The organism is Leifsonia poae (assembly GCF_050632195.1).
Lineage (GTDB): Bacteria > Actinomycetota > Actinomycetes > Actinomycetales > Microbacteriaceae > Leifsonia > Leifsonia poae_C.
This window is the reverse complement of the sequence record NZ_CP192580.1, coordinates 3,694,056-3,717,223: the sequence shown is the minus strand read 5'-3', so window position 1 is coordinate 3,717,223 and position 23,168 is coordinate 3,694,056. Positions and strand designations below refer to the sequence as shown.

At 68.1% G+C, this 23,168-nt stretch carries 21 protein-coding genes; 14 read left to right on the top strand and 7 right to left on the bottom strand.

Annotation, left to right across the window (positions count from 1 at the left end; genetic code table 11):
- The first annotated feature begins 4 nt into the window (after positions 1 to 4).
- The 3 genes from ACQ86A_RS18705 to ACQ86A_RS18695 are packed head-to-tail and all read left to right on the top strand — an operon-like array spanning position 5 to position 3,629.
- The gene (locus tag ACQ86A_RS18705) at positions 5 to 967 is read left to right on the top strand and encodes a carbohydrate ABC transporter permease (RefSeq protein WP_431278417.1); all 963 of its coding nucleotides are present in this window, start codon (positions 5 to 7) and stop codon (positions 965 to 967) included.
- A complete protein-coding gene (locus tag ACQ86A_RS18700) occupies positions 964 to 1,896 on the top strand; it encodes a carbohydrate ABC transporter permease (protein WP_431278416.1) in 933 nt (310 codons plus the stop codon). Before ACQ86A_RS18705 ends, ACQ86A_RS18700 begins: the two co-directional genes overlap by 4 nt.
- Positions 1,893 to 3,629, top strand: coding sequence for an amylo-alpha-1,6-glucosidase (locus ACQ86A_RS18695; RefSeq protein ID WP_431278415.1), 1,737 nt, complete (start codon positions 1,893 to 1,895; stop codon positions 3,627 to 3,629). The genes ACQ86A_RS18700 and ACQ86A_RS18695 overlap by 4 nt, the downstream gene beginning before the upstream one ends.
- A gap of 7 nt (positions 3,630 to 3,636) precedes the next feature.
- Here ACQ86A_RS18695 and ACQ86A_RS18690 read toward each other — a convergent pair whose 3' ends face one another.
- The gene (locus ACQ86A_RS18690) at positions 3,637 to 4,296 is read right to left on the bottom strand and encodes a GntR family transcriptional regulator (protein ID WP_431278414.1); all 660 of its coding nucleotides are present in this window, start codon (positions 4,294 to 4,296) and stop codon (positions 3,637 to 3,639) included.
- 153 nt (positions 4,297 to 4,449) lie between these two features.
- On the opposite strand from ACQ86A_RS18690, the gene ACQ86A_RS18685 reads away from it, so the two are divergent.
- The 5 genes from ACQ86A_RS18685 to ACQ86A_RS18665 are packed head-to-tail and all read left to right on the top strand — an operon-like array spanning position 4,450 to position 11,498.
- The gene (locus ACQ86A_RS18685) at positions 4,450 to 6,552 is read left to right on the top strand and encodes a beta-galactosidase (protein WP_431278413.1); all 2,103 of its coding nucleotides are present in this window, start codon (positions 4,450 to 4,452) and stop codon (positions 6,550 to 6,552) included.
- Positions 6,549 to 7,934 carry an aminomethyl-transferring glycine dehydrogenase subunit GcvPA gene (gcvPA, locus tag ACQ86A_RS18680; protein ID WP_431278412.1) on the top strand — a complete coding sequence of 462 codons (1,386 nt, stop codon included), beginning with the start codon at positions 6,549 to 6,551 and terminating at the stop codon, positions 7,932 to 7,934. The genes ACQ86A_RS18685 and gcvPA overlap by 4 nt, the downstream gene beginning before the upstream one ends.
- Positions 7,931 to 9,538, top strand: coding sequence for an aminomethyl-transferring glycine dehydrogenase subunit GcvPB (gene gcvPB / locus ACQ86A_RS18675; protein WP_431278411.1), 1,608 nt, complete (start codon positions 7,931 to 7,933; stop codon positions 9,536 to 9,538). Before gcvPA ends, gcvPB begins: the two co-directional genes overlap by 4 nt.
- 2 nt (positions 9,539 to 9,540) lie before the next feature.
- Positions 9,541 to 10,749 (top strand): ATP-NAD kinase family protein, encoded by a 1,209-nt coding sequence (locus ACQ86A_RS18670; protein ID WP_431278410.1) that lies wholly within the window; start codon positions 9,541 to 9,543, stop codon positions 10,747 to 10,749.
- A complete protein-coding gene (locus ACQ86A_RS18665; RefSeq protein ID WP_431278409.1) occupies positions 10,740 to 11,498 on the top strand; it encodes an SDR family NAD(P)-dependent oxidoreductase in 759 nt (252 codons plus the stop codon). Before ACQ86A_RS18670 ends, ACQ86A_RS18665 begins: the two co-directional genes overlap by 10 nt.
- A 163-nt stretch (positions 11,499 to 11,661) precedes the next feature.
- On the opposite strand, the gene ACQ86A_RS18660 is transcribed toward ACQ86A_RS18665, so the two are convergent.
- The 5 genes from ACQ86A_RS18660 to ACQ86A_RS18640 all read right to left on the bottom strand — a co-directional run bounded on the left by ACQ86A_RS18660 (position 11,662) and on the right by ACQ86A_RS18640 (position 15,060).
- On the bottom strand, positions 11,662 to 12,462 hold the full coding sequence (locus ACQ86A_RS18660; protein WP_431278408.1) for a PP2C family protein-serine/threonine phosphatase: 801 nt from the start codon (positions 12,460 to 12,462) through the stop codon (positions 11,662 to 11,664).
- A gap of 29 nt (positions 12,463 to 12,491) precedes the next feature.
- Entirely contained in the window at positions 12,492 to 13,409 is a 918-nt protein-coding gene (locus ACQ86A_RS18655; RefSeq protein ID WP_431278407.1) for a low temperature requirement protein A, read from the bottom strand.
- Positions 13,409 to 13,750, bottom strand: coding sequence for a low temperature requirement protein A (locus ACQ86A_RS18650; RefSeq protein ID WP_431278406.1), 342 nt, complete (start codon positions 13,748 to 13,750; stop codon positions 13,409 to 13,411). Before ACQ86A_RS18650 ends, ACQ86A_RS18655 begins: the two co-directional genes overlap by 1 nt.
- A gap of 159 nt (positions 13,751 to 13,909) precedes the next feature.
- Positions 13,910 to 14,596: an ROK family protein gene (locus ACQ86A_RS18645; RefSeq protein WP_431278405.1), complete on the bottom strand. Its 687-nt coding sequence runs from the start codon at positions 14,594 to 14,596 to the stop codon at positions 13,910 to 13,912.
- Positions 14,491 to 15,060, bottom strand: coding sequence for a helix-turn-helix domain-containing protein (locus ACQ86A_RS18640; RefSeq protein WP_431278404.1), 570 nt, complete (start codon positions 15,058 to 15,060; stop codon positions 14,491 to 14,493). Before ACQ86A_RS18640 ends, ACQ86A_RS18645 begins: the two co-directional genes overlap by 106 nt.
- A gap of 220 nt (positions 15,061 to 15,280) precedes the next feature.
- On the opposite strand from ACQ86A_RS18640, the gene ACQ86A_RS18635 reads away from it, so the two are divergent.
- The 6 genes from ACQ86A_RS18635 (at position 15,281) to ACQ86A_RS18610 (ending at position 22,968) form a co-directional block, all read left to right on the top strand.
- Positions 15,281 to 16,213, top strand: coding sequence for a carbohydrate ABC transporter permease (locus tag ACQ86A_RS18635; RefSeq protein WP_431278403.1), 933 nt, complete (start codon positions 15,281 to 15,283; stop codon positions 16,211 to 16,213).
- A gap of 9 nt (positions 16,214 to 16,222) precedes the next feature.
- Complete coding sequence (locus ACQ86A_RS18630; RefSeq protein WP_431278402.1) at positions 16,223 to 17,179, top strand: carbohydrate ABC transporter permease; 957 nt, start codon at positions 16,223 to 16,225, stop codon at positions 17,177 to 17,179.
- 69 nt (positions 17,180 to 17,248) lie between these two features.
- A complete protein-coding gene (locus tag ACQ86A_RS18625) occupies positions 17,249 to 18,589 on the top strand; it encodes an ABC transporter substrate-binding protein (RefSeq protein ID WP_431278401.1) in 1,341 nt (446 codons plus the stop codon).
- 51 nt (positions 18,590 to 18,640) lie between these two features.
- Positions 18,641 to 20,143: a glycoside hydrolase family 36 protein gene (locus tag ACQ86A_RS18620; protein WP_431278400.1), complete on the top strand. Its 1,503-nt coding sequence runs from the start codon at positions 18,641 to 18,643 to the stop codon at positions 20,141 to 20,143.
- Positions 20,144 to 20,207: 64 nt separating this feature from the next.
- Positions 20,208 to 21,722, top strand: a complete 1,515-nt coding sequence (locus ACQ86A_RS18615; protein WP_431278399.1) for a DUF4832 domain-containing protein — start codon at positions 20,208 to 20,210, stop codon at positions 21,720 to 21,722.
- 61 nt (positions 21,723 to 21,783) lie between these two features.
- Positions 21,784 to 22,968, top strand: a complete 1,185-nt coding sequence (locus ACQ86A_RS18610) for a Gfo/Idh/MocA family protein (RefSeq protein WP_431278398.1) — start codon at positions 21,784 to 21,786, stop codon at positions 22,966 to 22,968.
- Here the strand turns inward: ACQ86A_RS18610 and ACQ86A_RS18605 are convergent.
- Positions 22,965 to 23,105 carry a hypothetical protein gene (locus ACQ86A_RS18605; protein ID WP_431278397.1) on the bottom strand — a complete coding sequence of 47 codons (141 nt, stop codon included), beginning with the start codon at positions 23,103 to 23,105 and terminating at the stop codon, positions 22,965 to 22,967. The two genes, ACQ86A_RS18610 and ACQ86A_RS18605, sit on opposite strands and share 4 nt — an antisense overlap.
- Between the last annotated feature and the right edge of the window lie 63 nt (positions 23,106 to 23,168).

Here is a 23,168-nt window from a genome sequence, read left to right as displayed (position 1 = left end):
TCCAGTGAGTGCAGCAACCGGAACGGTCACCACCGAAGCGCCGGTCACGCCCAACCCGCCAGGCGGGCTCCGTACGGAGTCCGCCTGGCGGCGTCGTGATCGTCGCTGGGGCTACGTCTTCGTCGGCCCGCAGCTGATCGGCATGGGGCTGTTCGTCGTGCTGCCGTTCGTCGCGAGTCTCGTGCTCGCGTTCGCGCAGTGGGACGGGCTCAACGATCTCAGCTGGGTCGGGTTCGACAACTTCCGCACCGAGCTGGCCGACCCGCTGCTCGGCCGGTCGATCATCAACACTCTGCTCATCGCTCTGATCACGGTGCCGGTCGGCCTCGGTCTGGCCGTCGTCATCGCCGTCGCCCTGGAGAAGCTGAAGACGCGAACGCTGTATCTCGTCCTGGTCTTCGCACCCGTCGTCACCTCGAGCGTCGCTGTCGCCATGATCTGGCAGCAGCTCTTCCGCAAGGACGGCGTGCTCAGCGGGTTCATCCACGACGTCTTCCACGTCCCGGCGCCGGACTGGCTCGGTGATCCGCATCTCGCGCTCATCGCCGTCTGCATCGTCTCCATCTGGTCGTCGCTCGGCCTGAACGTGATCATCTTCCTCGCGGGGCTGCAGAACATCTCGCCCTCGGTGATCGAGGCGGCGCGCATCGACGGTGCCGGCGCGCTGACGCTGTTCTTCCGCATCCGGATGCCGCTGCTCTCGCCGATCGTCTTCTTCTCGACGGTGATCGCGTTCATCAGCTCGTTGCAGACGTTCGACACCGTGTTCATCCTGACGGCGAATGCCGGACCGGACAACGCCACCCGCACGATCGTCTACCACATCTACGATCTCGGCTTCGGGAAGTTCCAGTTCGGTCCGGCCAGTGCCGCGTCGATCATCCTGCTCGTGCTGACGCTCGTGATCACGGGCATCCAGTTCACCGCCCAGAAGAAGTTCGTCCACTACGAGGATGCCGACGCATGACCACCACCGTCACCACGCCCCCGAGCCAGGACTCGGCGGTCCGCCAGCGCCGCGACGACCGCGGAACCGCGGACGGCCGGTCGCGTCGCGAAGGCCGTACCTCGGCCCGCATCCGCAAGATCGCCCTGCACGTCGTGCTGCTCGCCGGCGGGATCGCGATGGTCTTCCCGTTCCTCTGGATGCTCATCACCGCGTTCAAGACGCTGCCCCAGCTGCTTAACTCCCCGCTCAGCATCTGGCCGAATCCGTGGACGTTCCAGAACTTCATCGACGCTTGGAACGATGCGCCGTTCGGGCAGGCGTACTTCAACAGCATTTACATCGCCGTGCTCGTGGTGATCGGGACGTTGATCACCGCCGCGATGGCGGGCTACGGGTTCGCGCGGATCAAGTTCCGCGGCAGTCGGACGATCTTCGTGGTGTTCCTCGCCACGCAGATGATCCCGATGCAGGTCACGCTCATCCCCTTCTACTTTCTGATGGCGAGGCTCGGCTGGGTGGACTCGCACCTCTCGCTGATCATCCCGGCGGCACTCGCCAACCCGTTCGCCGTGTTCCTGATGCGCCAGTTCGTGCTGTCGCTGCCGAAGGAGCTGGAGGAGGCCGCACTGGTCGACGGCGCCGGACGGTGGCGCATCTTCTGGAGCATCATCCTGCCGAACCTCAAGCCCGGCCTCGGCGCGCTCGCGATCATCGTGGCGCTCAGCACGTGGAACAACTTCCTGCTTCCGTTGGTGCTGCTCAACAGTCAGGACAACTTCACGGTGCCGCTGCTGCTGCAGAGCTTCCGCGGACAGTTCGGCTCGATCAACTACGGGTTGATCATGGCGGCGTCAGCGGTGGCGACGATCCCGATGCTGATCGCTTTCGTGATCGGACAGCGCCGCATCCTGAACAGCATGGCTGCGTCCGGCCTGGGCGGCCGGTGAGCGCCGCGGGCGACCGCGCGGCGCGGTTCCTCGACCTCGAGAGCGCACCGTTCACGTCCCCGGGGTCGCGCATCCTGGTGCTTCGAGCGGACGGCGGCCTGACCGTGCGGCTGGCGGAGTACGAGCGACGGCTGGACGAGTGCGTGCTGGTGCGGACACTGCGGGTGTATGCGGCCGACGGGCGAATCGCGCCGGTGTCGGGCGTGCATCCCGACCGGATCGAATTCGCGGAGGCGGGCGTGACGCTCACCTTCGACGGACCCGCGGGGCTGAGCCTCGGCGGGGATGCGCGCTGGAGCGTCGAGCTCGAGGTGCCGGGGCTCGCGGATGCCGGGCTGGACGCGGGCACGTGGCGGCCGGAGCTGCCCTCGGCGGCGGAGGTGTCGTGGGTGGCCGCGGGAGCCGACGACCTGGTCGTGCGCGGCGACACCGTGAGGCTCTCGTTCGCCGGAGCGGGACTGCGGTTCGGGATCGGTGCGGCTGGCGCTGGCGCGTTCTCGCACCCGGCCGCGCTTGCCGCAAGCGCATCCGTCTGGGGCGACTGGTTCGCCCGCTGCCCCGCCGTGCGCGACGACCTCGCCGACATGACCGCCTTCTGCTGGTGGGTGCTCGGCGCCAACATCGTCTCTCTGCCTGGCCGCGGCCTGCGCGCCGTCGTGCCCTCCAAGATCGGCTACGTCGGCCTCTGGCAGTGGGATGCGTACTTCATCGCCGCGGGTCTCCGCCACGGCGACCCCGAGCTCGCGCGCGAGCAACTGGAGCTCGCGTTCGCGTTCCCCACGCCCGACGGCCAGCTTCCGGATGTCGTGCACGATGAGGGCATCCTCGCCTCGAGCGACGACCTCCCGCCGGGCGACCGCGACAACCTGCGACGTGCCGGTTCCGCGATCGCGGACCCGGCCGCGCCCATCCCTCTGACCAAACCGCCGCTCGCGGCCTGGGCCCTCCGCCGACTCGAGGGCTTCGTCGATGACCCCGCCTGGTTCGACGACGCATGGGAGACGGTGGCGCGAAGCCAAGAGTGGTGGTTCGCCCACTCCGACCTCGACGGCGACGGGATGCCCGAGTACGGGCATCCGTACTCCTCAGGCCTCGATGACAGCCCGGTCTTCGACGCCGAGCTGCCCGTCGCGTCGCCGGATCTGGCCGCCTACCTGATCGTTCAGGATGAGCTGCTCGCGTCGCGCGCCTCATCCGTCGGCGAAGAGGCGGCCGCATCCCGGTATGCGGCGCGTGCCGATCGCACGCTGTCGCTGCTCGAACGGATGTGGGACGACACCGGCGGCTATTTCCGCTCATCCGGTGCGGGCACGCCCGTCGCGGCTGAGACGGCCGTCAGCCTGCTGCCGCTGCTGACCGGGCGCCTGCCTGAGCGGCTCGTGGCGCGCATCCTGAACGCCCTCGACGACCCGGAACGCTTCGCGACGCTGTGGGCGGTGCCGACCGTTGCCCGCCACGATCCCGCATTCTCGGATGAGCGGATGTGGCGCGGTCCGGTGTGGGTGAACGTGAACGCCCTGCTCGCTGAGGGGCTCGCCGCGTCGGGACACCCCGACCGCGCCCGAGCGCTCGTCGAGCAGACGCTGCGGCTTGTGCAGCACGGCGGCGGCCCGCACGAGTACTTCAACCCGCTGACCGGTCAGAAGGCGCGCACGGCGACGACCGCTTTCGGATGGTCGGCTGCCCTTTTCGTCGACCTGGCGGTGCAGGCCTCGGCCGACTCTCCCGCGTGAGCGCGGGTCAGGCCAGGCGCTCCCAGGAGATGCCGGCGTCGGCGAGGAGGCGGCGCATCCCGTTGGTCCAGTTGGCCTTGAGGGCGCGCTTGGCGGCCGAGACGTCGCCGGCGATCAGGTGGCGGGCGATGTCGGCGTGCTCGATCGCGCTGCGCTCGACCATGACCTCGTCGGGGACCAGCAGCGATTCGTACCGGTGGATGGCCAAACGGACGCCCGCGATCTGCTCCAGCAGGCGCTTGTTGGGGCACGCGCTCAGCATGAGGTTGTGCCACTCGTCGTCGCGGCGGTTGACGAGCGCGTGTTCGGCCACGTTGTCGTTGAACTCGGCCGCCAGCTGCGCGAGCCGCAGACCCAGTTGGCGCAGCTCGTCGACCGGGGTGAGGTCGAGGGCGAGGCCTTCGAGGTTGACGATGATCGGGCAGAGCTCCTCGAATTCGCGAGCGCTGAGCGGCACGAAGCGAAAGCCCTTGCCGTTCTCGCTCTCGATCTGTCCTTCGCTCTCGAGCGCGATCAGCGCCTCGCGCAGGGGAGTGCGGCTCACGCCGAGCTCCGCCGCGAGCTGCACCTCGTTGATGCTCTCGCCGGGGCGCACCTCGCCGGCACGCATCCGCGCGATCAGCTCCTCGCGCACCTGTGATCGCAGATTCTTGCGCTCGATCGTCATGCACCCCTCCAGGCATCCACCGCACCGAGGCGTCGTGGGGCCTCGTCGGCGTCGCCAGCTTAGGGGTTGACCCGTCTTGGCATTCGCCTTAGCGTTACTGTATACAGAATACAGTTCATCGAACGTGAATGTAAAGCAGACCAGAGGAGACCAATGACGACCGCCTCACCGCGAAGCATCCGCCTCGACGCGCTTGCATACGGCGGCGACTACAACCCCGACCAGTGGCCCGAAGAGGTCTGGCTCGAGGATGCGCGCCTCATGGTCGAGGCCGGCGTCAACATCGTCACCCTGCCGGTCTTCTCCTGGCCGTTGCTCGAACCGCGTGAGGGCGAATACGACTTCGCCGGACTCGACCGCGTGATCGACCTGCTCTGGAGCCATGGCATCCGGATCGACCTCGCAACGGCTACCGCGACGCCGCCCGCCTGGCTGATCCGCGAGCACCCCGAGGTGCTCCCGCACAACGTCGACGGCGTGCGCCTCGAGTTCGGCTCGCGGCAGTCGTACTGCCCGAGCTCACCGGTGTTCCGGGATGCGGCACTGCGGCTGACCCGCACGCTCGCCGAGCGCTACGGCGAGCATCCGGCCCTCGCGCTGTGGCACGTCTCGAACGAGTACGGCGATCACGTGTCGCGCTGCTGGTGCCCGGTCTCGGCTGTGCATTTCCGGCGCTGGCTGGGTGCCCGCTACGGCAGCATCGACGCCCTCAACGCCGCCTGGGGCACGAGCTGCTGGGGACAGCACTACCTCGACTTCGAGCAGATCGAGCCTCCGCGCACCGCGACCGGGCCGATCAACCCGGCGCAGCAGCTTGACTTCGAGCGGTTCTCGTCCGACGCGCTACTTGAGCTCTTCCAGTCGGAGATCGACGTGCTGCGCGAAGTGACGCCCGAGATCGCGGTGACCACCAACTTCATGAGCCTGTTCCGTGAGCTCGACTACTGGGACTTTGCCGACGCAGAAGACCTCGTGACCGACGACGCGTATCCCGACCCCGCCGATCCGAACGCCCACGTCGGCGCCGCCCTCAACTACGGCCTGATGCGTTCCCTCAAAGACGGGCGACCGTGGCTGCTGCTCGAACAGGCGCCGAGCGCGGTGAGTTGGCGGGACGTGAACGTGCCGAAGGCGCCGGGGCAGATGCGTCTCGGCAGCATGCAGGCGCTAGCCCACGGCTCCGACGGCGTGATGTTCTTCCAGTGGCGGCAGGCCAAGTTCGGGCCCGAGAAGTTCCACTCGGCGATGCTCGGCCATCGGGGCGAGGACAGCCGCAGCTTCCAGGAGACCAAGGCGCTCGGGGCCGAGCTGAAGAAGCTCGCGGCGATCAAGGACACCCGCGTTCGCGCATCCGTCGCCCTCGTCGCCGACTGGGATTCGTGGTGGGGGCTCAGCGCGCCGGACTCGCTGCCCTCGCTGCGGCTGAATTGGCTCACCGAGGCACGTGCCTGGCACGCCGCGGCGTTCGCCCTCGGGCAGCCGGTCGATGTGTCGCGGGCGGGCGGCCCGTATGGTTCGCACTCCGTTCTGCTGGTGCCCAACCTCTACGCGGTGACCGTCGAGCAGGCGGATGCGCTCGCCGCGTTCGTCGCGGGTGGCGGCCAGCTGGTGGTCGGCCCGTTCAGCGGAGTAGTCGATCACAGCGAGCAGGTGCACGACGGTGGGGCGCCCGGCCCGCTGCGCGACCTGCTCGGCGTCGAGGTGGACGAGTGGTGGCCGCTGGCCGATGGTGAGAAGCGCAGCGTGACGCTCGGTGCGGCTCTCGTAGCCGCGACGCACGATGTCCGTGTCTGGAGCGAGTGGCTCGTCGTCGCCGACGGCACCGAGGTGCTCGCATCCTTCGCCGACGGCGATCTCGCCGGTCGCGCCGCCGTCACCCGTCGCTCCCACGGCAGCGGCGCAGCGTGGTACCTCGGCGCCGGACTCGACGATGACGGGATGCGCGCGGTGCTCGCCCGCGTCTTCGCCGATGCCGGGCTGTCCGTTCCGAGCCCGGATGCCGCATCCACGACCCTTGAGGTCGTCACCCGGACCGATGGCACGACCGACTTCACCTTCCTGCTCAACCACGGGCGCGAGTCGGTCAGCGTGCCCGGCATCGCCGACGGCACCGACCTGCTCAGTGGGGGAGATGCCGCCGACGGCATCACCCTTGATGGGTTCGGGGTCGCAGTCGTGGCGCATCCGGTCTCAGCTCTCTCCCCTTCGTCCAGCCCATCCCTCCCATCCGCAAGCGACTCCGAGGCAGCACTATGAACCAGCCCTTCGTCCATCCGTACCTGCCGAACACGGCCCCTGAGTCGCGCCAGGCGATGCTCGACGCGGTCGGGGCCGCGAACGTCGACGAGTTCTACGCCGACGTTCCGGCCGACCTGCGCCTCGGTCGTGACCTCGACCTCCCGGCCCCGCTCGTCGCGGAGCAGGACCTCACCCGCCACGTCGGCCGCCTGCTGAACCGCAACCGTCCTGTCGAGGCCGGCCGGTCATTCCTCGGGGCTGGAACCTACAACCACGCGGTGCCCGCCGTCGTCGACGAGGTGATCAACCGCAGCGAGTTCCTCACGGCGTACGCCGGCGAGCCTTATGAAGACCACGGCCGCTTCCAGGCGCTCTTCCAGTACCAGTCGCTGATGGGCGAGCTGCTGAATCAGGATGTGGTCAACGTCCCCACATACGACGGCTTCCAGGCCGCAGCGACCTCCGTGGCGATGGCAGGCCGCATCACGGGACGCCGTCGCGTGCTCCTGGTCAGCGACGCACATCCGGACAAGCTCTCCAAAGTGCTCGACTTCGTGGCTCCCACGATCGACCTCGAACTCGTGCCGACGCTCGACGGCACGGCCGATCTTGCCGCGGTGGTCGCCCGCCTCGACGAGGACACCGCAGCGATCTGGGTCGAGACGCCGAGCTTCACGGGCGCCCTAGAGACGGCCGTCGCCGAGTTGGCCGACGCCGCTCACTCGGTCGGGGCCATCCTCATCGTGGGGACCGACCCCATCGGCCTCGGCGTTCTCACCCCGCCCGCCGACCTCGGCGCGGACATCGTGCACGGCGACATCCAGTCGCTCGGCCTGCACCCTTGGTTCGGCGGAGCGCACGCCGGCTTCATCGCCGTGCACGACGACACCCGCTTCGTCATGGAGCTGCCGTCACGACTGTTCGGCCTCGCCTCGACGGACGTCCCCGGTGAGTACGGGTTCGGCGACGTCGCCTACGACCGCACCTCCTTCGCGCTCCGCGAAGAGGGCAAGGAGTGGGTCGGCACCGCAGCGGCACTCTGGGGCATCGCTGCCGGCGTCTACCTCTCGCTCATGGGGCCGCAGGGCATGGTCGATGTCGGGGAGACCATCCTGAGCCGCACGGCTTACGCCGCTCGCGTGCTGAGCGCTCTTCCGGGTGTTCGGCTCGCCGACAGCGCCGTGCACTTCCGCGAGTTCGTGCTCGATCTGACGGATGCGCGCCTCAGCGCACCACAGCTGGTGGCGGCCCTCCGCGCAGCCGGCTTCGAGCCCGGCGTGGTCGTCGGCGAGCAGCAACTACTCGTGTGCGTCACCGAAGAGAACACCCAGTCCGACATCGACTCCCTCGCCGACGCCGTCGGCGCGGCCATCGCCGACACCGAGGAGAACGCAGCGTGAGCCTCCCCATCGCCCCCAAGCCGGCGCTCCGGCGCTTCCACCAGGCCCGCTGGGATGAGCCGGTCGTCTTCGAACTGCACACGCCCGGCGAGCGAGGCGTGCTCGTCTCCTGCGTCGAGCCGGGTGTTCGCGAGGCTGTCGGCGACGTGGTCGCCGAACTGCCCGCATCCCTGCGCCGCACGGCCCCACCCGCACTGCCCGAGATCGGCCAGATGCGGGTGCTCAAGCACTACCTGCGCCTCAGCCAGGAGAACCTCGGCGCCGACCTGAACGTCGACGTCGGCCAGGGCACCTGCACGATGAAGTACGCGCCCAAGGTGAACGAGACGATCATCCGCACCCCGCACCTGACGGAACTGCACCCGCTGCAGGACCAGGACAGCGTGCAGGGCATCCTCGAGATCGTCTGGCAGACCGAGCGGATGCTCGCCGAGATCTCCGGGATGAGCCGCGTCTCGCTGCAGACCAGCGGCGGCTCCGAGGCGATCTGGGCGAACATCTCGATGATCCGTGCGTACCACGCGTCGCGCGGCGAGGCCGAGCAGCGCGACGAGGTCATCACCACGATCTTCTCCCACCCCTCGAACGCCGCGACGGCCAAGGCGGCGGGCTACAAGGTGATCACCATCCACCCCGACGCCGACGGCTACCCGGATGTCGAGGCCCTGCGTGCCGCGATCGGTCCGCGCACCGCAGCGATCATGGTGACCAACCCCGAGGACACAGGCATCTACAACCCGCGCATCCGCGAATGGGTCGACCTGGCGCACTCTGTGGGGGCGCTCGCCGCCTACGACCAGGCCAACGCGAACGGGATCCTCGGCATCACCCGTGCCCGCGACGCAGGCTTCGACGTGTGCCACTTCAACCTGCACAAGACATTCGGCACGCCCCACGGATGCGGTGGTCCCGGCTCCGGCGCCAACGCCGTCTCCGAGGCGCTCGCTCCCTTCCTGCCCGGCCCGGTGGTCGAGCGTGACGGCGACCGCTTCTTCCTCGACGCCGACCGGCCGCAGTCGATCGGCTCCGTCGCCCCGTTCTACGGCGTCATCCCGAACATCGTGCGCACGTACTCGTGGATCATGGCGCTCGGCGCGCAGGGGCTGCGGGCAGTCGCCGAGACCGCGGTTCTGAACAACAACTACCTGATGAAGCGCATCCTCGAGATCCCCGGAGCGAGCGCGCCGTACGCGACCGGTCGTCGGCGTATCGAGCAGGTGCGGTACTCGTGGCAGGAGCTGTTCGAGCAGACCGGTGTCAGCAGCGAGGAGATCGGCGTGCGCGCTGCGGACTTCGGCATGCACTACTGGACCAGCCATCACCCGTACATCGTTCCGCAGCCTTTCACGCTGGAGCCGACCGAGTCGTACTCGATGGCCGAACTCGACGAGTACGCGGCCGTGCTGGCAGAGGTCGCCCGCGAGGCCCGCGAGACCCCCGAGGTCGTGCTGACGGCCCCGCACAACCAGACGGTGCACCACACCCACCATGACGACCTGGACGATCCAGACCGCTGGGCCGTCACCTGGCGTGCATACCGCCGCAAGTACTTCGGCGAGACCCCGGCAGGCGCCCTGCCGGCACGAGCCGAGGTCGCGGCCTAGGGATGCATGAACCGGATGAGCGGCGCACGGTGATCGGGTTCCTCGTGAACCCGGTCGCCGGCGTCGGCGGGCCGGCCGGGCTCGTCGGCAGCGACGGACAGGACGTGCAGCGCGAGGCGATCGCGCGTGGGGCGGTGCCCCGTTCCGCTGAGCGCGCGGCCGGTGCCCTCGCTGTGCTGGCTCGCGCGCATCCGGAAGCCGAGATCGTCACCGCGGGAGGTGCGCTCGGCGAGGATGCTGTGCGGGCGGCCGGACTCGTGCCGCGCGTTGTGTACTCGGCACCGGGCGCGGGGCGGCCGACGAGTGGTGAGGACACTCGGCTCGCGACGGTCGCGCTCGGAGTTGCCGGCGCATCCCTCGTCCTCTTCACCGGAGGGGATGGCACGGCGCGCGATGTCGCGGCCGGGCTCGCTCCGGGCATCGCCGCGCTCGGCGTGCCTGCGGGCGTCAAGATGTACTCGGCCTGCTTCGCCGTGGCGCCGGCAGCAGCCGGGGCGCTTGCGGCGGAGTGGCTCGCGCGCGGCACGTTGCCGACACGCGACGCCGAGGTGCTCGATCTCGACGAGCGGCTGCTGCGCGAGGGGCGGCCTGAGCCGAGACTGTTCGCGCTGGTGCCCGTGCCGTCGGCGCCCGGGCGCACGCAGGCTCGCAAGGCTGCGACACCGGCCAGCGAGACGGATGCGGTCCACCGCGCTGCGGTCGGGGTCGTCGCGCAGTTGCTCCCCGGTGTGCGGTACCTGCTCGGCCCCGGCGGCACGCTGGCGGAGGTCGCGCGTGTGCTCGGCATCCCGGCGACACCGCTCGGCGTGGACATCGTCGAGGACGGTCGGCTGATCGCCCGGGACGCTTCCGAGAGCCAGGTGCTCGCGGCGATCGCCGGACGCGCGTCGAAGGCTGTCGTCACGGTGATCGGCGGCCAGGGATTCCTGCTCGGCCGCGGCAACCAACAGCTCTCCGCGCGGGTGATCGACGCCATCGGCGCCGACCCCGTGATCGTCGTCGCCACCGAACAGAAACTCATCGACCTCGCCGGTCGGCCGCTGCTGGTGGACTCGGGCGACGCGAGCGTCGACGCCCGGCTGGCCGGGCACATCCGGATCACCACAGGTCCGGCAACCGCGAGCATCTACCCTGTCGAAGCAGCCGCCTCGACCTCACGAACCACTGAAACCGACGTCACAACCCCCGAAGGAGCATCCCCATGCGTCTAGACAACAAGGCCGCCATCGTCACCGGAGGAGCCGGAGGCATCGGCCGCGCGACCTCGCTCGCCTTCGCCGCGGAGGGTGCCCGCGTCGCGGTCGTCGACGTGGCGCCGGGCGCGGCCGAGGCTGTTGCCTCGGAGATCCGTGCCGCGGGTGGCACGGCGATCGCGCTGACCGCCGACGTGTCCAGCGAGGCCGACATCGAGCGAGTCGTGGCCGACACGGTCGCCGAGTTCGGCGGCGTCGATGTCGTCTTCAACAACGCGGGCATCATCCGTCGCACCACCGCCGTCGAGACCACGGAGGACGAGTGGGACCGCGTGTTCGGCGTGAACGTGAAGGGCATCTTCCTCATGTGCAAGCACGTCGTTCCCGTGATGGCGCAGAACGGCGGCGGCTCGATCATCAACACCGGCTCAGGATGGGGGCTGAAGGGTGGAGCGCAGGCGATCTCGTACTGCGCGTCGAAGGGCGCGGTCGTCAACATGACCAGGGCGCTCGCGATCGACCACGGCCCGCAGGGCATCCGCGTCAACTCGGTGAACCCCGGCGACGTCAACACCGGGATGCTGCGCGACGAGGCCCGGCAGCTTGGCCAGGAGACCGGTTCGTTCCTCGCCGAGGCGGCGGACCGCCCCCTGCAGCGCATGGGGGAGCCCACCGAGATCGCGGCCGCCGTCGTCTGGCTCGCGAGCGACGACTCCAGCTACGTCACGGGCTCCGCCCTCGTCGTCGACGGCGGCGGCATCGCGTAGCCACCGCGCGCTACCTGCCCGTGCGCGCCTGCGCCTCCCAGCGCTCCTGCGTGCGTCGAGTGTGGAGTTTCTACCGTTCTGAAACGGTCCAAATGGTAGAAACTCCACACTCGACCTCTAGCGCGAGGAAGGGGGCGAGGAGAAGGGGGCGGGGAGAAGGACGCTAGAGGGTGCGGGTGGAGGCGGGGTCGAGGGCGGCGGAGCCGCCGAAGGCGGGCTTGTACGCCGGCTCACCCGCGAGCGAGATCACGTCGGCGACCACCACGGTCACGTTGTCGCGGGCGCGCATGTCGGTCGCGGTCTCGACGAGCAGCTGGGCCACATCCTGAGGCCGGGCTCGCGAAGCCAAGCACGCGCGCACGATGTGCTCCGGAACGTAGTCGGTCAGCCCGTCGCTCGCGAGCAGCCAACGATCGCCGACCTGGGGCACCTCGTTCAGGATGTGAAGAGCGGCCGCATCCTCGAGGTCGCCACCCAGCACGTTCATCACCACCGAGCGGTACGGATGCACCTTCGCCTCGTCGGTCGTGAGCTCCCCGGCGTCGAGGAGGTCCTGCACGAAGGAGTCGTCGCGCGTCACCTGACGGAACTCGCCGTCGCGAAGCAGATACGCGCGTGAGTCGCCGACATGCGCCACCCGGATGCGCTCCCCATCCGAGAAGATGCCCGTGAACGTGGTTGCCATCCCGGTCAACGACGTGTCGAGTCGGGCCCGCAGGGCGAGGTCGGCGTTGGCGATCGCGATGAGTTCGCGCAGCTTCTCGTCCGAGTCGATGCGGCCCCGGGTAGCGTCGAGCGTCGCCGCGATCCGGATTGTGACGGTCGCCGAGGCCACTTCTCCACCGGCGTGCCCGCCCACACCGTCGGCGACGAACGCCGACCAGTGCGATGCGTAGAGCGAGTCCTCGTTCCCCTCGCGGAAATCTCCGCTCGTCGAGAACTGCCCTGTCACGAATCCGAACACGGGTTCGACCTTACAGTCCACCGGCCCCGTCAACTCGCCCGGGGCCTCCGCCCGAGCCCGCGCTCAACCGCACGCAGGGTGTGTTTGTACCCCACGATCTCGTGCCCGATCACCTCGACCACCGGGCAGAGCGCAACAAGCGTGATCACCGTGACGAGTGCCGTGACGCTCGCCGGATCGTCGGGGTCGATGAGCTGCGGCCCCGCAAGCAGCCCGACGATCACCGCCGCGACGAGTGGTGCGAGAGCTGCCGCGAACAGCGGGAGGTGCGTCAGATCGATGGAGCGCAGTAGCACGCTCCAGGTCACGAAGATCATCCCGATCATCAAAGCGACCGGGATGGCCAGGGCCAGGGCGATCTGCAGCACCGAGAAGTTCTCGTTCTCCACGGCCGCAGCCGTCACCCTGAGCCCCGCGCCGACAGCAGCGACGGCACCGAAGATGGGCAGGTGCGCATAACGCCACGCGAAGATGTGGTCGGGCCATCGCTCCAGGATGATGCGCGACGGCACCAGGAAGTACGCCCACCAGAACCCTGCGGCAAGCACCAACCCCGATGACATGATCACCACCGCCGCCAGCGACCATCCTTGTGCCTGAGTCAAAGCCCCCACCGCGCTCACCGTGGCGGCGACGACCTCGCCGAGCGTGATGAGGGTGAGCAGGCTGAATCGTTCGGCGATGTGGCCGGCGTTCCACGGCACGCGGCCCAGCCGTCGCTCGACCACCACGGGCGCCACCATCTCCGCGAAGGCGAGTACGACGAGCGCCGAGATTGCGACGGCCAGGGGCAGCGGGATGATCGCGGTGAGCAGCCAGAGGGTCTGCGCGATCGCGATCATCACCGCGTACGCGATGTCCACGCGGCGATGCTCCGGATCTTGCCGGGCGGCTCGCAGCCACAGCGCGATCAGTGGAACTCGCATGACGATGTAGCCGACGACCATCAGCAGGTTGTTGGGGTTCCCGCCGTCCGCCGCGGACGAGAAACTCCGGGGAGGCCAAAGATCAGGATGATGACGCCGATCATCTGCACGATCGTCGCGATCCGGACGAGCGCGTCGTCATTGCCGTATGCCGACGCGAACCAGCTGAAGTTCATCCAGGCCCAGCTCACGGCCCAGATCGCGAACACGTATGCGCCGAGGGCCGGCCACACGTGACCTTCCTCGATCTGGTGTGCGAGCTGCTCGGCGGCGGCCGCGAAGGCGATCACATACGTCAGGTCGTAGAGGAGTTCCAGCGGGGTGGACGAGCGCCCGCGCCCCTTCGCGTTCTGACCGGTCATGGGCCGCAGCCGATGACGCAGGTCGTTCCTTAGCTGAGTTCTGAAGTACGCATCGTCCTCATCCATGTCCCCTCCAGGCTGGGATTCGGGATGCTCTACGCTCCGGGATCGCTCAAACACCGGCAGGCTACACCTCCCGCCGATCCGGTGCCTTTCCCGTCAGGCGGCGACCGTGTTCTGGCGCAGCAGTTCGAACGCCTCGGCCGGGTTCGGGAAGGCGTCGCGGTCGCGAACGGCGGACTCGAGGATCGAGTCGAGGTGGTTGCCGGCGAGACTTATCCCGCCCATGGCGACGGCCTCGGAGCCCAGGGTCGAGGCGAGCACGGCCGGGGGCAGGGGGCAGATCTGCCGCAGAGTCTCCTCGAAGCGTGGGAGGAACACGTCGGCCCCCGGCGAGCTGCCGCCACCGACCACGAGCAGTTCGGGATCCAGGGTGAGGGTCATCGCGGCGGCTCCTGTCGCGAGGTCGTCCGCGAACTCGTTGACCGCCGTGACCGCCATCGGGTCGCCTGCCCGCGCGAGCTCGAAGATCTGCTCGCGGGTCGGGCGCGGGGTGCCGAGAACCGACGTGCCGTAGAGCTCGTTGAGTTCGGCCCAGCGCAGCTCGGGCATCTCGCCCACGATTCCGGCGGCGCCGTGCACGCCGCGGTGCACCTTTCCGCCGACGATGGAGGCGCCACTGGTCCGGATGCCGCAGAGCACGTAGACGACGTCGCTGTAGTTCTTCGCGGCGCCGATCGTCAGCTCGGCGTGAGCGCCCAACGCGACGTCGCCCTCCACCAGGACCGACGCCGGGAACTCCCGGCCGAACCGCTCGTGCAGGTCGAGACCGATCCAGCCGGGCATCCCGCTGCCACCGAAGTGGGAGACGACTCCGGATGCGCTGATCGCTCCGGGGAGCCGATCGTGACCACCCACAGCGAGTCGCGGCCAATGCCGAGGTCGACGAGGAGTCGGTCGCTCACGTCCAGAGCCGCGGAAACACGATCGGGAGCGGGGGCCATCTCGTCGATCGGGTCGGTCAGGTGGCCCTGCACGTGCCCGGTCAGGTCGGTGACGACGGCGTAGATGTGGTTCGCACCGATGTCGATCGAGAGGAAGTATCCGAGGGTCGAGGCCAGGCGATACGTGGCCGCGGGGCGACCGAGACGGCCCGCGGAAGCGATCTCGGATGCCTCGAGCCAGCCCATTCCCACGAGATCGCCGGCAACGGCGTCGACCGCGGTACGGGAGAGTCCGGAGCTCGTTGCGAGGTCGCGCAGGGTCTGGGGTTCGTCCATGACGGCGCGCAGGATGCCGAGAGAGTTCATCCGTCGGAGCAGTGAGCGACTACCGACTGCCCCTCCCGAAGCCTGGACGAGCGCCTCCTGAGACATTGGTCTCCTTCATGGTTGCGGTTTATAACGGCAAGTTGCATAATTAATGCGATCACCCCAGTCTACCGCGGTCGCAGGCCGCATTCCTTGGTAGATCCCGGCATTTCGAGTGTGCGCCAGCGACGGTTCTCTCCTTCGGCGCCGAGAGGTTCCCATGACAGCACTGCTCCCCAAGGTCACGGCCCGTGACCGCCCCGTGCCGGGCCTGCGGCCCCGCCGTCGGCGTGATGATCGCAAGGTCGCGCTCCTCTTCGTCGCACCGGTTCTAATCGGGTTCGCCGTCTTCTACCTCTACCCGACGGTGCGCGGCGCCTGGTGGTCGTTCACCGACTACAGCCTGCTCGGCGAAGCCAAGTTCGTCGGTCTCGCAAACTACGCGGCCGTGCTTCAGGACGGCGAGTTCTGGAACTCGATGGGCGTCACCCTCTACTACGTGGTGTTCAACGTCACCACCCAGACCGTGCTGGCACTGCTGCTGGCCGCTCTGATGCATCGGCTCACCCGGTCGGTGGTTCTGCGCACGACCCTGCTGCTCCCCTGGCTCGTCCCGAACGTGACCGTCGGCCTGATCTGGCTGTGGCTGCTCGACACCAACCTCGGCTTCGTGAACCACGTCATCACGTCGATGGGATTCCACGCGGTCGGCTTCTTCACCAACCCGGCCCTCGGCATCCCCACCATCTCGATCGTGAACACCTGGGCCTTCACCGGATACACGGCCCTCCTCTTCTACGCGGGCATGCTGCAGATCCCCCACGACCTCTACGAGAGCGCTTCGCTCGACGGCGCCGGCGAGTGGCGGCTGTTCAGCCGAATCACGCTCCCGCTGCTGCGGCCGATCCTGGCGCTCGTCCTGGTCGTTTCCCTCATCGGGTCGTTCCAGATCTTCGACACTGTCGCGGTGACCACGAAGGGAGGCCCGGTGAACGCCACGAGAGTCATCTACTACTACATCTACCAACAGGCGTTCAACTACTTCCACATGGGCTACGCCGCGACCATGGCCATCGTTCTCGTACTCATCCTCGGAATCCTCACGGCGGTTCAGCTGCGCCTGCTCCGTGCATCCGAATCCCAGCTCGCCTAGGACACGCTCATGACTTCGACTCCGCAGACCATCCCTGTGCTCCCGGCCCCTGAGGCCGCTCGCCCGCCGCGCGCCGTCAAGCGCACCCGACGCCCGTTCTCGATCGGCCGGCTGCTCGGCTGGACCGTGCTGATCGTCTCCCTCGTGCTCACGGTCTTCCCCTTCTACTGGATGCTCAAGACCGCGCTCACGCCCGCCGCCGACGTCATCCGCGACTCCGGAGCCCTGTTCCCCGGCAGCCCGACGTTCGTCAACTTCGCCCGCGTGCTCGGCTTCCTCAGTCCGGAGGAGGACCGAGCTGCCGGCGGCTCGGGTGCGTCGATCAACTTCGTGCTCTACCTCTGGAACTCGATCGTGTACTGCACGCTCATCGGCTTCTTCCAGACCCTGTTCTGCGCGATGGGAGGCTACGCGTTCGCGCGTCTGAAATTCCCGGGGCGCAACCTGCTGTTCGCCATCCTGATCGCCGCTCTGATGGTGCCCGGGATCTTCACCCTCCTGCCGAACTTCGTTCTGGTGCGCGACCTCGGGCTGCTCAACAACATCTTCGGGATGGTCGCGCCGAGCCTGCTCATGACCCCGTTCGCCCTGTTCTTCCTGCGGCAGTTCTTCCTCAACATCCCCGTTGACGTGGAGGAGGCCGCACTGCTCGACGGTGCGGGCAAGGCCAAGGTCTTCTGGCGGATCGCCCTCCCGATGAGCAAGGGACCGCTCATCACGATCGGCCTGATCACCGTGGTCTGGGCCTGGAAGGACTACCTCTGGCCGCTGCTCATCGGCCGCGACGAGTCCGTGCGCACCATGACCGTCGCCCTCGGCGTGTTCCTGCAGCAGTCCCCGAACACGCAGCCCGACTGGACCGGGCTGATGGCCGGATCGACGCTCTCGGTGATCCCGGTGCTCATCCTGCTCATCGTGCTCGGCCGCCGCATCGTCGAATCCCTCAACTTCACCGGCATCAAGTGACCGCACCATCCACCCTCCGAATAGCACTGCCAATCACCATCGCAATCACCATCACAGAGAGAGAAAAAGATGAACAGAGTCCGTCGCGTCGCCGCCATCGCTGCCGCCGCCGCACTGCTCGCGGGCGTCTCAGCGTGTTCCTCCACAGGATCGGACGCCGAGGCCAAAGTCACCCTCCAGTACTGGATGTGGGACGACACGCAGGTTCCCGCGTATCAACAGTGCGCCACCCAGTTCGAGAAAGAGAACCCGAACATCAAGATCAAGATCAGCCAGTCGGCTTGGGGTCAGTACTGGACCAACCTGACAACGCAGATCGCTGCGGGGAGCGCGCCCGACGTCTGGGTCGACCAGGTCTCGTACTACCCGCAGTTCGTCGAGGACAAGCAGATCGTCGACCTCGAGCCGTACGTCAAGAAGGACAACGTCGACCTCAGCCAGTACGTCGACGGGATGGCCGACCTCTGGAAGAACGGCGACGCCCGCTACGGCCTGCCCAAGGACTGGGACACCATGGGTCTCGTCTACAGCAAGGCCGACATGCAGGCGGCGGGCGTGACCGAGGATGAGCTCTCCAAACTCACCTGGAACCCGAAGGACGGCGGAACTTTCGAGCAGACGATCGCGAAGCTGACCGTCGACAAGAACGGCCACAACGGCCTCGACCCCGCGTTCGACAAGAACAACGTGAAGACCTACGGCTTCCTCCCCGAGTGGGCGGACGGATCGCAGGGTCAGAACGGCTGGGGCAACCTCGCGTTCTCGAACGGCTTCACCTACTCGAACAAGAACCCGTTCGGCACGAAGTTCAACTACGGCGACTCGTCGTTGACCGACACCGTCCAGTGGCTGGCCGACCTGTCGAAGAAGGGATACGCGCCCAAGCTCGACACGCAGTCGACGCTCGCCCGCTCCGACGTTCTCGCCAGCGGCGGCGGAGCCCTCACCACCCTGGGCTCCTTCAACCTCGCGGTGTACAAGGGCAAGACCGACCAGTTCGGTTTCGCCCCGCTGCCCATCGGCCCGGAGGGTCGCAAGACCGCGATCAACGGTCTCTCGGATGCGATCTACGCCGGTTCCAAGCACAAGGACCAGGCCTGGGAATGGGTGAAGTACCTCGCATCGGCGGACTGCCAGAACACGGTCGCCGCGACCGGTGTGGTCTTCCCCGCGATCAAGGAGGCCTCCGAGAAGTCGGCCGCCGTGCGTGAGAAGGAGGGGCTGAACGCCCAGGTCTTCCTCGACGAGCAGAAGGCGAAGGACGGCACGTTCATCATCCCGATCAGCCTGCACGGCACCGAGATCAACCAGATCGTGCAGGACGCGATCCAGAGCGTCGCTCTCGGCTCGTCGTCGGCGAAGTCCGCGCTGACCAAGGCCAACGACCAGGTCAACGCCCTCTTCAAGTAAGCCAAACCGTGGGGGCGGCGCCAGCCGCCCCACCTTCACCGAAAGTGACCCATGCTGCACACCCTCGAATTCGGCTCCCTCCTCATCCCTGCGAACGTCGCGGGTCAGCCGTCCCACACGCCGACCGGCTACATCGTCCCCGCCGGCGCGCTCGCGCTGCTGCACCCGTTCGGCGACACTGAGTTCTACCGCCACGGCTGGAACTCGTGGAGCCCGAGCGGCTGGGCCAGAACCGACGGTGTGACGATCGGCATCAAGGACAGCCCGCGTCGGCTGCTGACGGCGGATGACGCCGCCAACGAGACTCCGCACGCCCACTCGGGCAGTGCGGTCGGAGCGATCGCCGGGCCCGACGGGAACGTGCTGCTGGTCGGCGCCCTCGGTCTGGGAACACCGCGCGTCGGTGCCGATGCCAATGTGCTCTGGGCGCGCTCCGAGCACGATCTCGCCGAGTGGTTCGTCGCCTACGGGCCCGAGCAGACGGTCTTCGCCGACTACACGGATGCACTCTCCGAGCGGCTGGGTCGGCGAACGCAGCGCGCGGGAACCGTCTGGAGCAGTTGGTATTCGTTCTTCGAGGACATCGACGAAGAACTCGTCGCCCGCACAGCGAGCGACCTCGCCGGCTATCCGGTGGACGTGTTCCAGCTCGACGACGGCTGGGAGCCGATCGTCGGCGACTGGACCGCGAACGCCAAGTTCCCCTCCGGCATGCGCGCGACCGCCGACACTATTGCCCGAGCAGGCTTCCGCCCGGGCCTCTGGCTGGCGCCGCTCATCGCGCTGCCCGACTCGACGATCGCCCGCGAACGCCCCGATCTCCTGGTTCAGGATGCCGACGGCCGGCCGCTGACCACCGGCTACAACTGGGGCTCGCACTACTACTCCCTCGACACCACTCAGGATGAGGTCAAGGACCATCTCCGCGACGTGTTCGAACGCGTCACCGACTGGGGCTTCAGCTACCTCAAGCTCGACTTCATGTACGGAGGCGCGATCACCGGCCATCGCCGTGAGGACCTGCCTCGCGAAACGGTCTACCGCGACGCGATCCAGCACATCCGCAACGTGGTCGGGGATTCGGTCTACCTGCTCGGCTGCGGGGTCCCGATGATCCCGTCGGTCGGAGTGTTCGACGGCGCCCGTGTCGGTCCAGACGTCGGCGCGTTCTGGGACAACGCGGAGCGGGTCGGAGACCCGTCGGGTGTCGGGGCACGCAACTCGATCGTCGCATCCCTCAACCGCACCTGGATGAAGCGCCTCTACGAGGTCGACCCGGATGCGATCTACTTCCGCAGTGCGCGGAGCCTCCTCGACGACAGCGAGCGGCAGGTGCTGCGGGACACCGCGGCGATCCTCGAGTTCCGCTCCACGTCCGACCCCGTCGCCTGGCTCACCGAGGCCGAGCGGCGTGAGCTGGCGGACTACATGAACGAGACCGCGGTCATCGAGCAGACCGGGCGCTACGCATACCGGATCAACGGCCGCGCCGTCGATCTGGCACCCATCGTGACGGGCGAGGCGTCCTCGGAGGCCGCATCCCTCGTCGTCTAGACCTCGCAACTCCTTCGAACCGACGGATGGTGACGCCGACGTCACCGGAAAGCAGGCGCAAGAGATGAAGAAGACAGTCAGGAACGTCGTCGCCGGGGTGGTGATGGCCGCTGCACTGGCGGTACCGGCCATCGCGGTCGCCCCGGCGTCAGCGATCGCCCCGGCGACCGCCCCCGCACCGGCCGCCAAGCCGGGGTGGACGCCCCTCGCGGCGGCCGCCGAGCCCCAGGTGAACCCGCTCAAGGGATTCATCCCGTTCCAAGGGTCGTACAGCAACTTCCCGTACTCGATGGAGTGGTCGTACTTCCCGCTCAACGCGGTGATGACCGGCCCGAACACCTTCGACTGGTCGGTGATGGATGCGGCACTCGACGACATCGCGTCGCGCGGCCACCAGACCGCGCTCCGCTTCTACCTCGACTACCCGACGAAGCCGAGCGGCGTGCCGCAGTACCTGCTCGACGGCGGCCTCGCCACCCACTCCTATGACGACTACGGCAATAACGGAGTGAGCGTCTCACCGAACTACGACGACCCGGCCCTGCTCACAGCGCTCGACCAGTTCGTCGCCGCCCTCGGCAAGCGTTACGACGGTGACGCCCGCATCGGCTTCGTGCAGGCGGGGCTCGTCGGGTTCTGGGGCGAATGGCACACGTATCCGTACAACGGAGACGGCGGCCAGCCCAACTGGATGGCGTCGGATGCGACCCAGCAGCAGATCCTCACCGACTTCGTCGGCGCGTTCCACACCACGCAGCTGATGGTCCGCAACCCGAACGCGATGAACGCGTCGATGCCCATCGGCTACCACGACGACTCGTTCGCGCTCGAGACGAAGACGAGCTCCCTCGGCTGGCACTTCATGGACAACATGGTGGCTGCGGGAGCGACAGACAAGTGGAAGACCTACCCGGTCGGCGGCGAGCTCAGGCCCGAGCTGCAGCCCTGCATCTTCAGCGCATCCGGATGCCCGGTGCTCGAAGACGGCGGAGACAACGACTTCCCGGGCAGCGTCAGCCAGACGCACGCCAGCTGGATGATCAACCACTACGCCTTCCAGACCGGGTACTCGGCCGCCGACAAGCCGGCAGCTCTGCTCGCCGCCCAGTCGCTCGGATACTCCTTCCGGGCCACCCAGGCGCTCGTGCCCGCATCGAGTTCGGCCAAGACGGTCACGGTCGGACTGACGATCTCGAACGTCGGGGTCGCACCGTTCTACTACGACTGGCCGATCAAGGTGGCGTACGTCGACAGCCACGGGACCGTGGTGAAGAGCACGACGACGAACTGGCACGTCAGCGACATCGCGAGCGGGTCGACCAAGACGTTCACCGCAGCTCTCGACCTGAGCGGGGTCGCCCCCGGAACGTACAAGCTCGTGGCGCAGGTCGCGAATCCGCTGAGCAACGGCATCCCCATCCGGTTCGCCAACGCTACCCAGGACACGGTGAAGGATGGTTGGCTGACGCTGGGAGCGACGGTCGTGAAGGGCAGCGCCGGCCATGGCGGGCACAAAGGCCACTCCGGTCACGGAGTCGGCCAGGGGCCGTGCGCGCGGAGTGGATCGCGCCCGTTCTGAGGAGTACACCGACGGACAGCGGGGCACATGCGCCCCGCTGTCCGCCGCAGAAGGAGAAGACATGAGAGATCTGAGGATCGGGGCGGTCGGTTTCGGCAACAGGGGTGAGCTCGCGCGCGAAGCCCACCGGCCCGGCGGCGGGGCGGAGATCGTGGCCGTCTGCGACGTGAGCGAGCGCTCCCGTGCCGAAGCACGCGGGGCGTTTCCGGGCGCTTTCGTCACCGGTTCGCTCGACGAGCTCCTCGCCTCAGAGCTCGATGCTGTCATGGTGCTGACCCCCGACGACCAGCACGCGGCCACAGCGATCCCGGCGCTCGAGGCGGGGCTGGCCGTCTTCTGCGAGAAGCCGCTGGCGATCTCGATCGACGACTGCGGCCGCATCCTGGAAGCAGCCCATCGCACCGGCAGCCGCCTGTACGTCGGCCACAACATGCGTCACATGCCCGTGATCAGGCTGATGCGCTCGCTGATTCAGGATGGCCGGATCGGCGAGGTGAAAGCCGTCTGGTGCCGCCACTTCGTCGGCAACGGCGGGGACTACTACTTCAAGGACTGGCACGCCGACCGGTCCAAGTCGCTCGGACTGCTGCTGCAGAAGGGCGCGCACGACATCGACGTGATTCACTGGCTGGCAGGCGCGTACAGCACACGCGTGCAGGCAATCGGAGCTCTCAGCGTCTATGGAGCGATCGACGATCACCGGGACCGTTCTGGCGAACGGGCCGAGGAGTGGTTCAGCCTCGATAACTGGCCGCCGACCGCGGCCGAGGGCTTGAACCCGATCGTCGACGTCGAGGACATCTCTCAGATGAACATGGTGCTGGCGAACGGCGCACTCGCGTCGTACCAGCAGTGTCACTTCACCCCGGACTACTGGCGCAACTACACGGTGATCGGAACCGAGGGTCGCATCGAGAACTTCGGCGACGAATCGGGCGCCGAGGTGCGGCTCTGGAACCGGCGGCACCCGAGCGCTGCACCGGCGGATGAGACCTTCATCGTGCCGGAGGCCGAGGGCGGCCATGGCGGGGCGGACGGCCGACTCGTCAGCGAATTCCTCGCCTTCGTGCGCGACGGCGGAGCGACCGAAACGTCGCCCATCGCAGCGCGCAACGCGGTCGCAGCGGGGGTCGTCGCCACCGCATCCCTGAGGGGAGACGGATGCGCGCTGCCGGTGCCCGCGCTACCGCCCGAGCTCGTCGGCTACTTCCACGGAGGCCAGCAGGCCCCTCGCAGGCGCGTCTAGCCCGGCTCTTCCTCGGTCTCCAGCGACTCATCCGCGTCGACGGATGCGTCGTCGGTCTCGGTGGCCGCAACCGCGGCTTCCGCCTCCGCGCGGGCCTGCGCCTCCGCATCCCGCTCGCGTCGCTGCTCTCGACTCATAAAAGGGCGCTCCTCTCGCTCGTCACACCTGCCTTGCACCTCGACGCTAGTCCTCGGTCGAGG

What these genes read in the sequence shown, in the direction of transcription:
- ACQ86A_RS18700 (WP_431278416.1), top strand. Translation starts at nt 964, where the DNA reads ATGACCACCACCGTCACCACGCCCCCGAGCCAGGACTCGGCGGTCCGC.
- ACQ86A_RS18690 (WP_431278414.1), bottom strand. Translation starts at nt 4,296, where the DNA reads ATGACGATCGAGCGCAAGAATCTGCGATCACAGGTGCGCGAGGAGCTG.
- ACQ86A_RS18685 (WP_431278413.1), top strand. Translation starts at nt 4,450, where the DNA reads ATGACGACCGCCTCACCGCGAAGCATCCGCCTCGACGCGCTTGCATAC.
- gcvPA (WP_431278412.1), top strand. Translation starts at nt 6,549, where the DNA reads ATGAACCAGCCCTTCGTCCATCCGTACCTGCCGAACACGGCCCCTGAG.
- ACQ86A_RS18670 (WP_431278410.1), top strand. Translation starts at nt 9,541, where the DNA reads ATGCATGAACCGGATGAGCGGCGCACGGTGATCGGGTTCCTCGTGAAC.
- ACQ86A_RS18665 (WP_431278409.1), top strand. Translation starts at nt 10,740, where the DNA reads ATGCGTCTAGACAACAAGGCCGCCATCGTCACCGGAGGAGCCGGAGGC.
- ACQ86A_RS18655 (WP_431278407.1), bottom strand. Translation starts at nt 13,409, where the DNA reads ATGGTCGTCGGCTACATCGTCATGCGAGTTCCACTGATCGCGCTGTGG.
- ACQ86A_RS18650 (WP_431278406.1), bottom strand. Translation starts at nt 13,750, where the DNA reads ATGACCGGTCAGAACGCGAAGGGGCGCGGGCGCTCGTCCACCCCGCTG.
- ACQ86A_RS18645 (WP_431278405.1), bottom strand. Translation starts at nt 14,596, where the DNA reads ATGCCCGGCTGGATCGGTCTCGACCTGCACGAGCGGTTCGGCCGGGAG.
- ACQ86A_RS18640 (WP_431278404.1), bottom strand. Translation starts at nt 15,060, where the DNA reads ATGAACTCTCTCGGCATCCTGCGCGCCGTCATGGACGAACCCCAGACC.
- ACQ86A_RS18635 (WP_431278403.1), top strand. Translation starts at nt 15,281, where the DNA reads ATGACAGCACTGCTCCCCAAGGTCACGGCCCGTGACCGCCCCGTGCCG.
- ACQ86A_RS18630 (WP_431278402.1), top strand. Translation starts at nt 16,223, where the DNA reads ATGACTTCGACTCCGCAGACCATCCCTGTGCTCCCGGCCCCTGAGGCC.
- ACQ86A_RS18625 (WP_431278401.1), top strand. Translation starts at nt 17,249, where the DNA reads ATGAACAGAGTCCGTCGCGTCGCCGCCATCGCTGCCGCCGCCGCACTG.
- ACQ86A_RS18620 (WP_431278400.1), top strand. Translation starts at nt 18,641, where the DNA reads ATGCTGCACACCCTCGAATTCGGCTCCCTCCTCATCCCTGCGAACGTC.
- ACQ86A_RS18615 (WP_431278399.1), top strand. Translation starts at nt 20,208, where the DNA reads ATGAAGAAGACAGTCAGGAACGTCGTCGCCGGGGTGGTGATGGCCGCT.
- ACQ86A_RS18610 (WP_431278398.1), top strand. Translation starts at nt 21,784, where the DNA reads ATGAGAGATCTGAGGATCGGGGCGGTCGGTTTCGGCAACAGGGGTGAG.
- ACQ86A_RS18605 (WP_431278397.1), bottom strand. Translation starts at nt 23,105, where the DNA reads ATGAGTCGAGAGCAGCGACGCGAGCGGGATGCGGAGGCGCAGGCCCGC.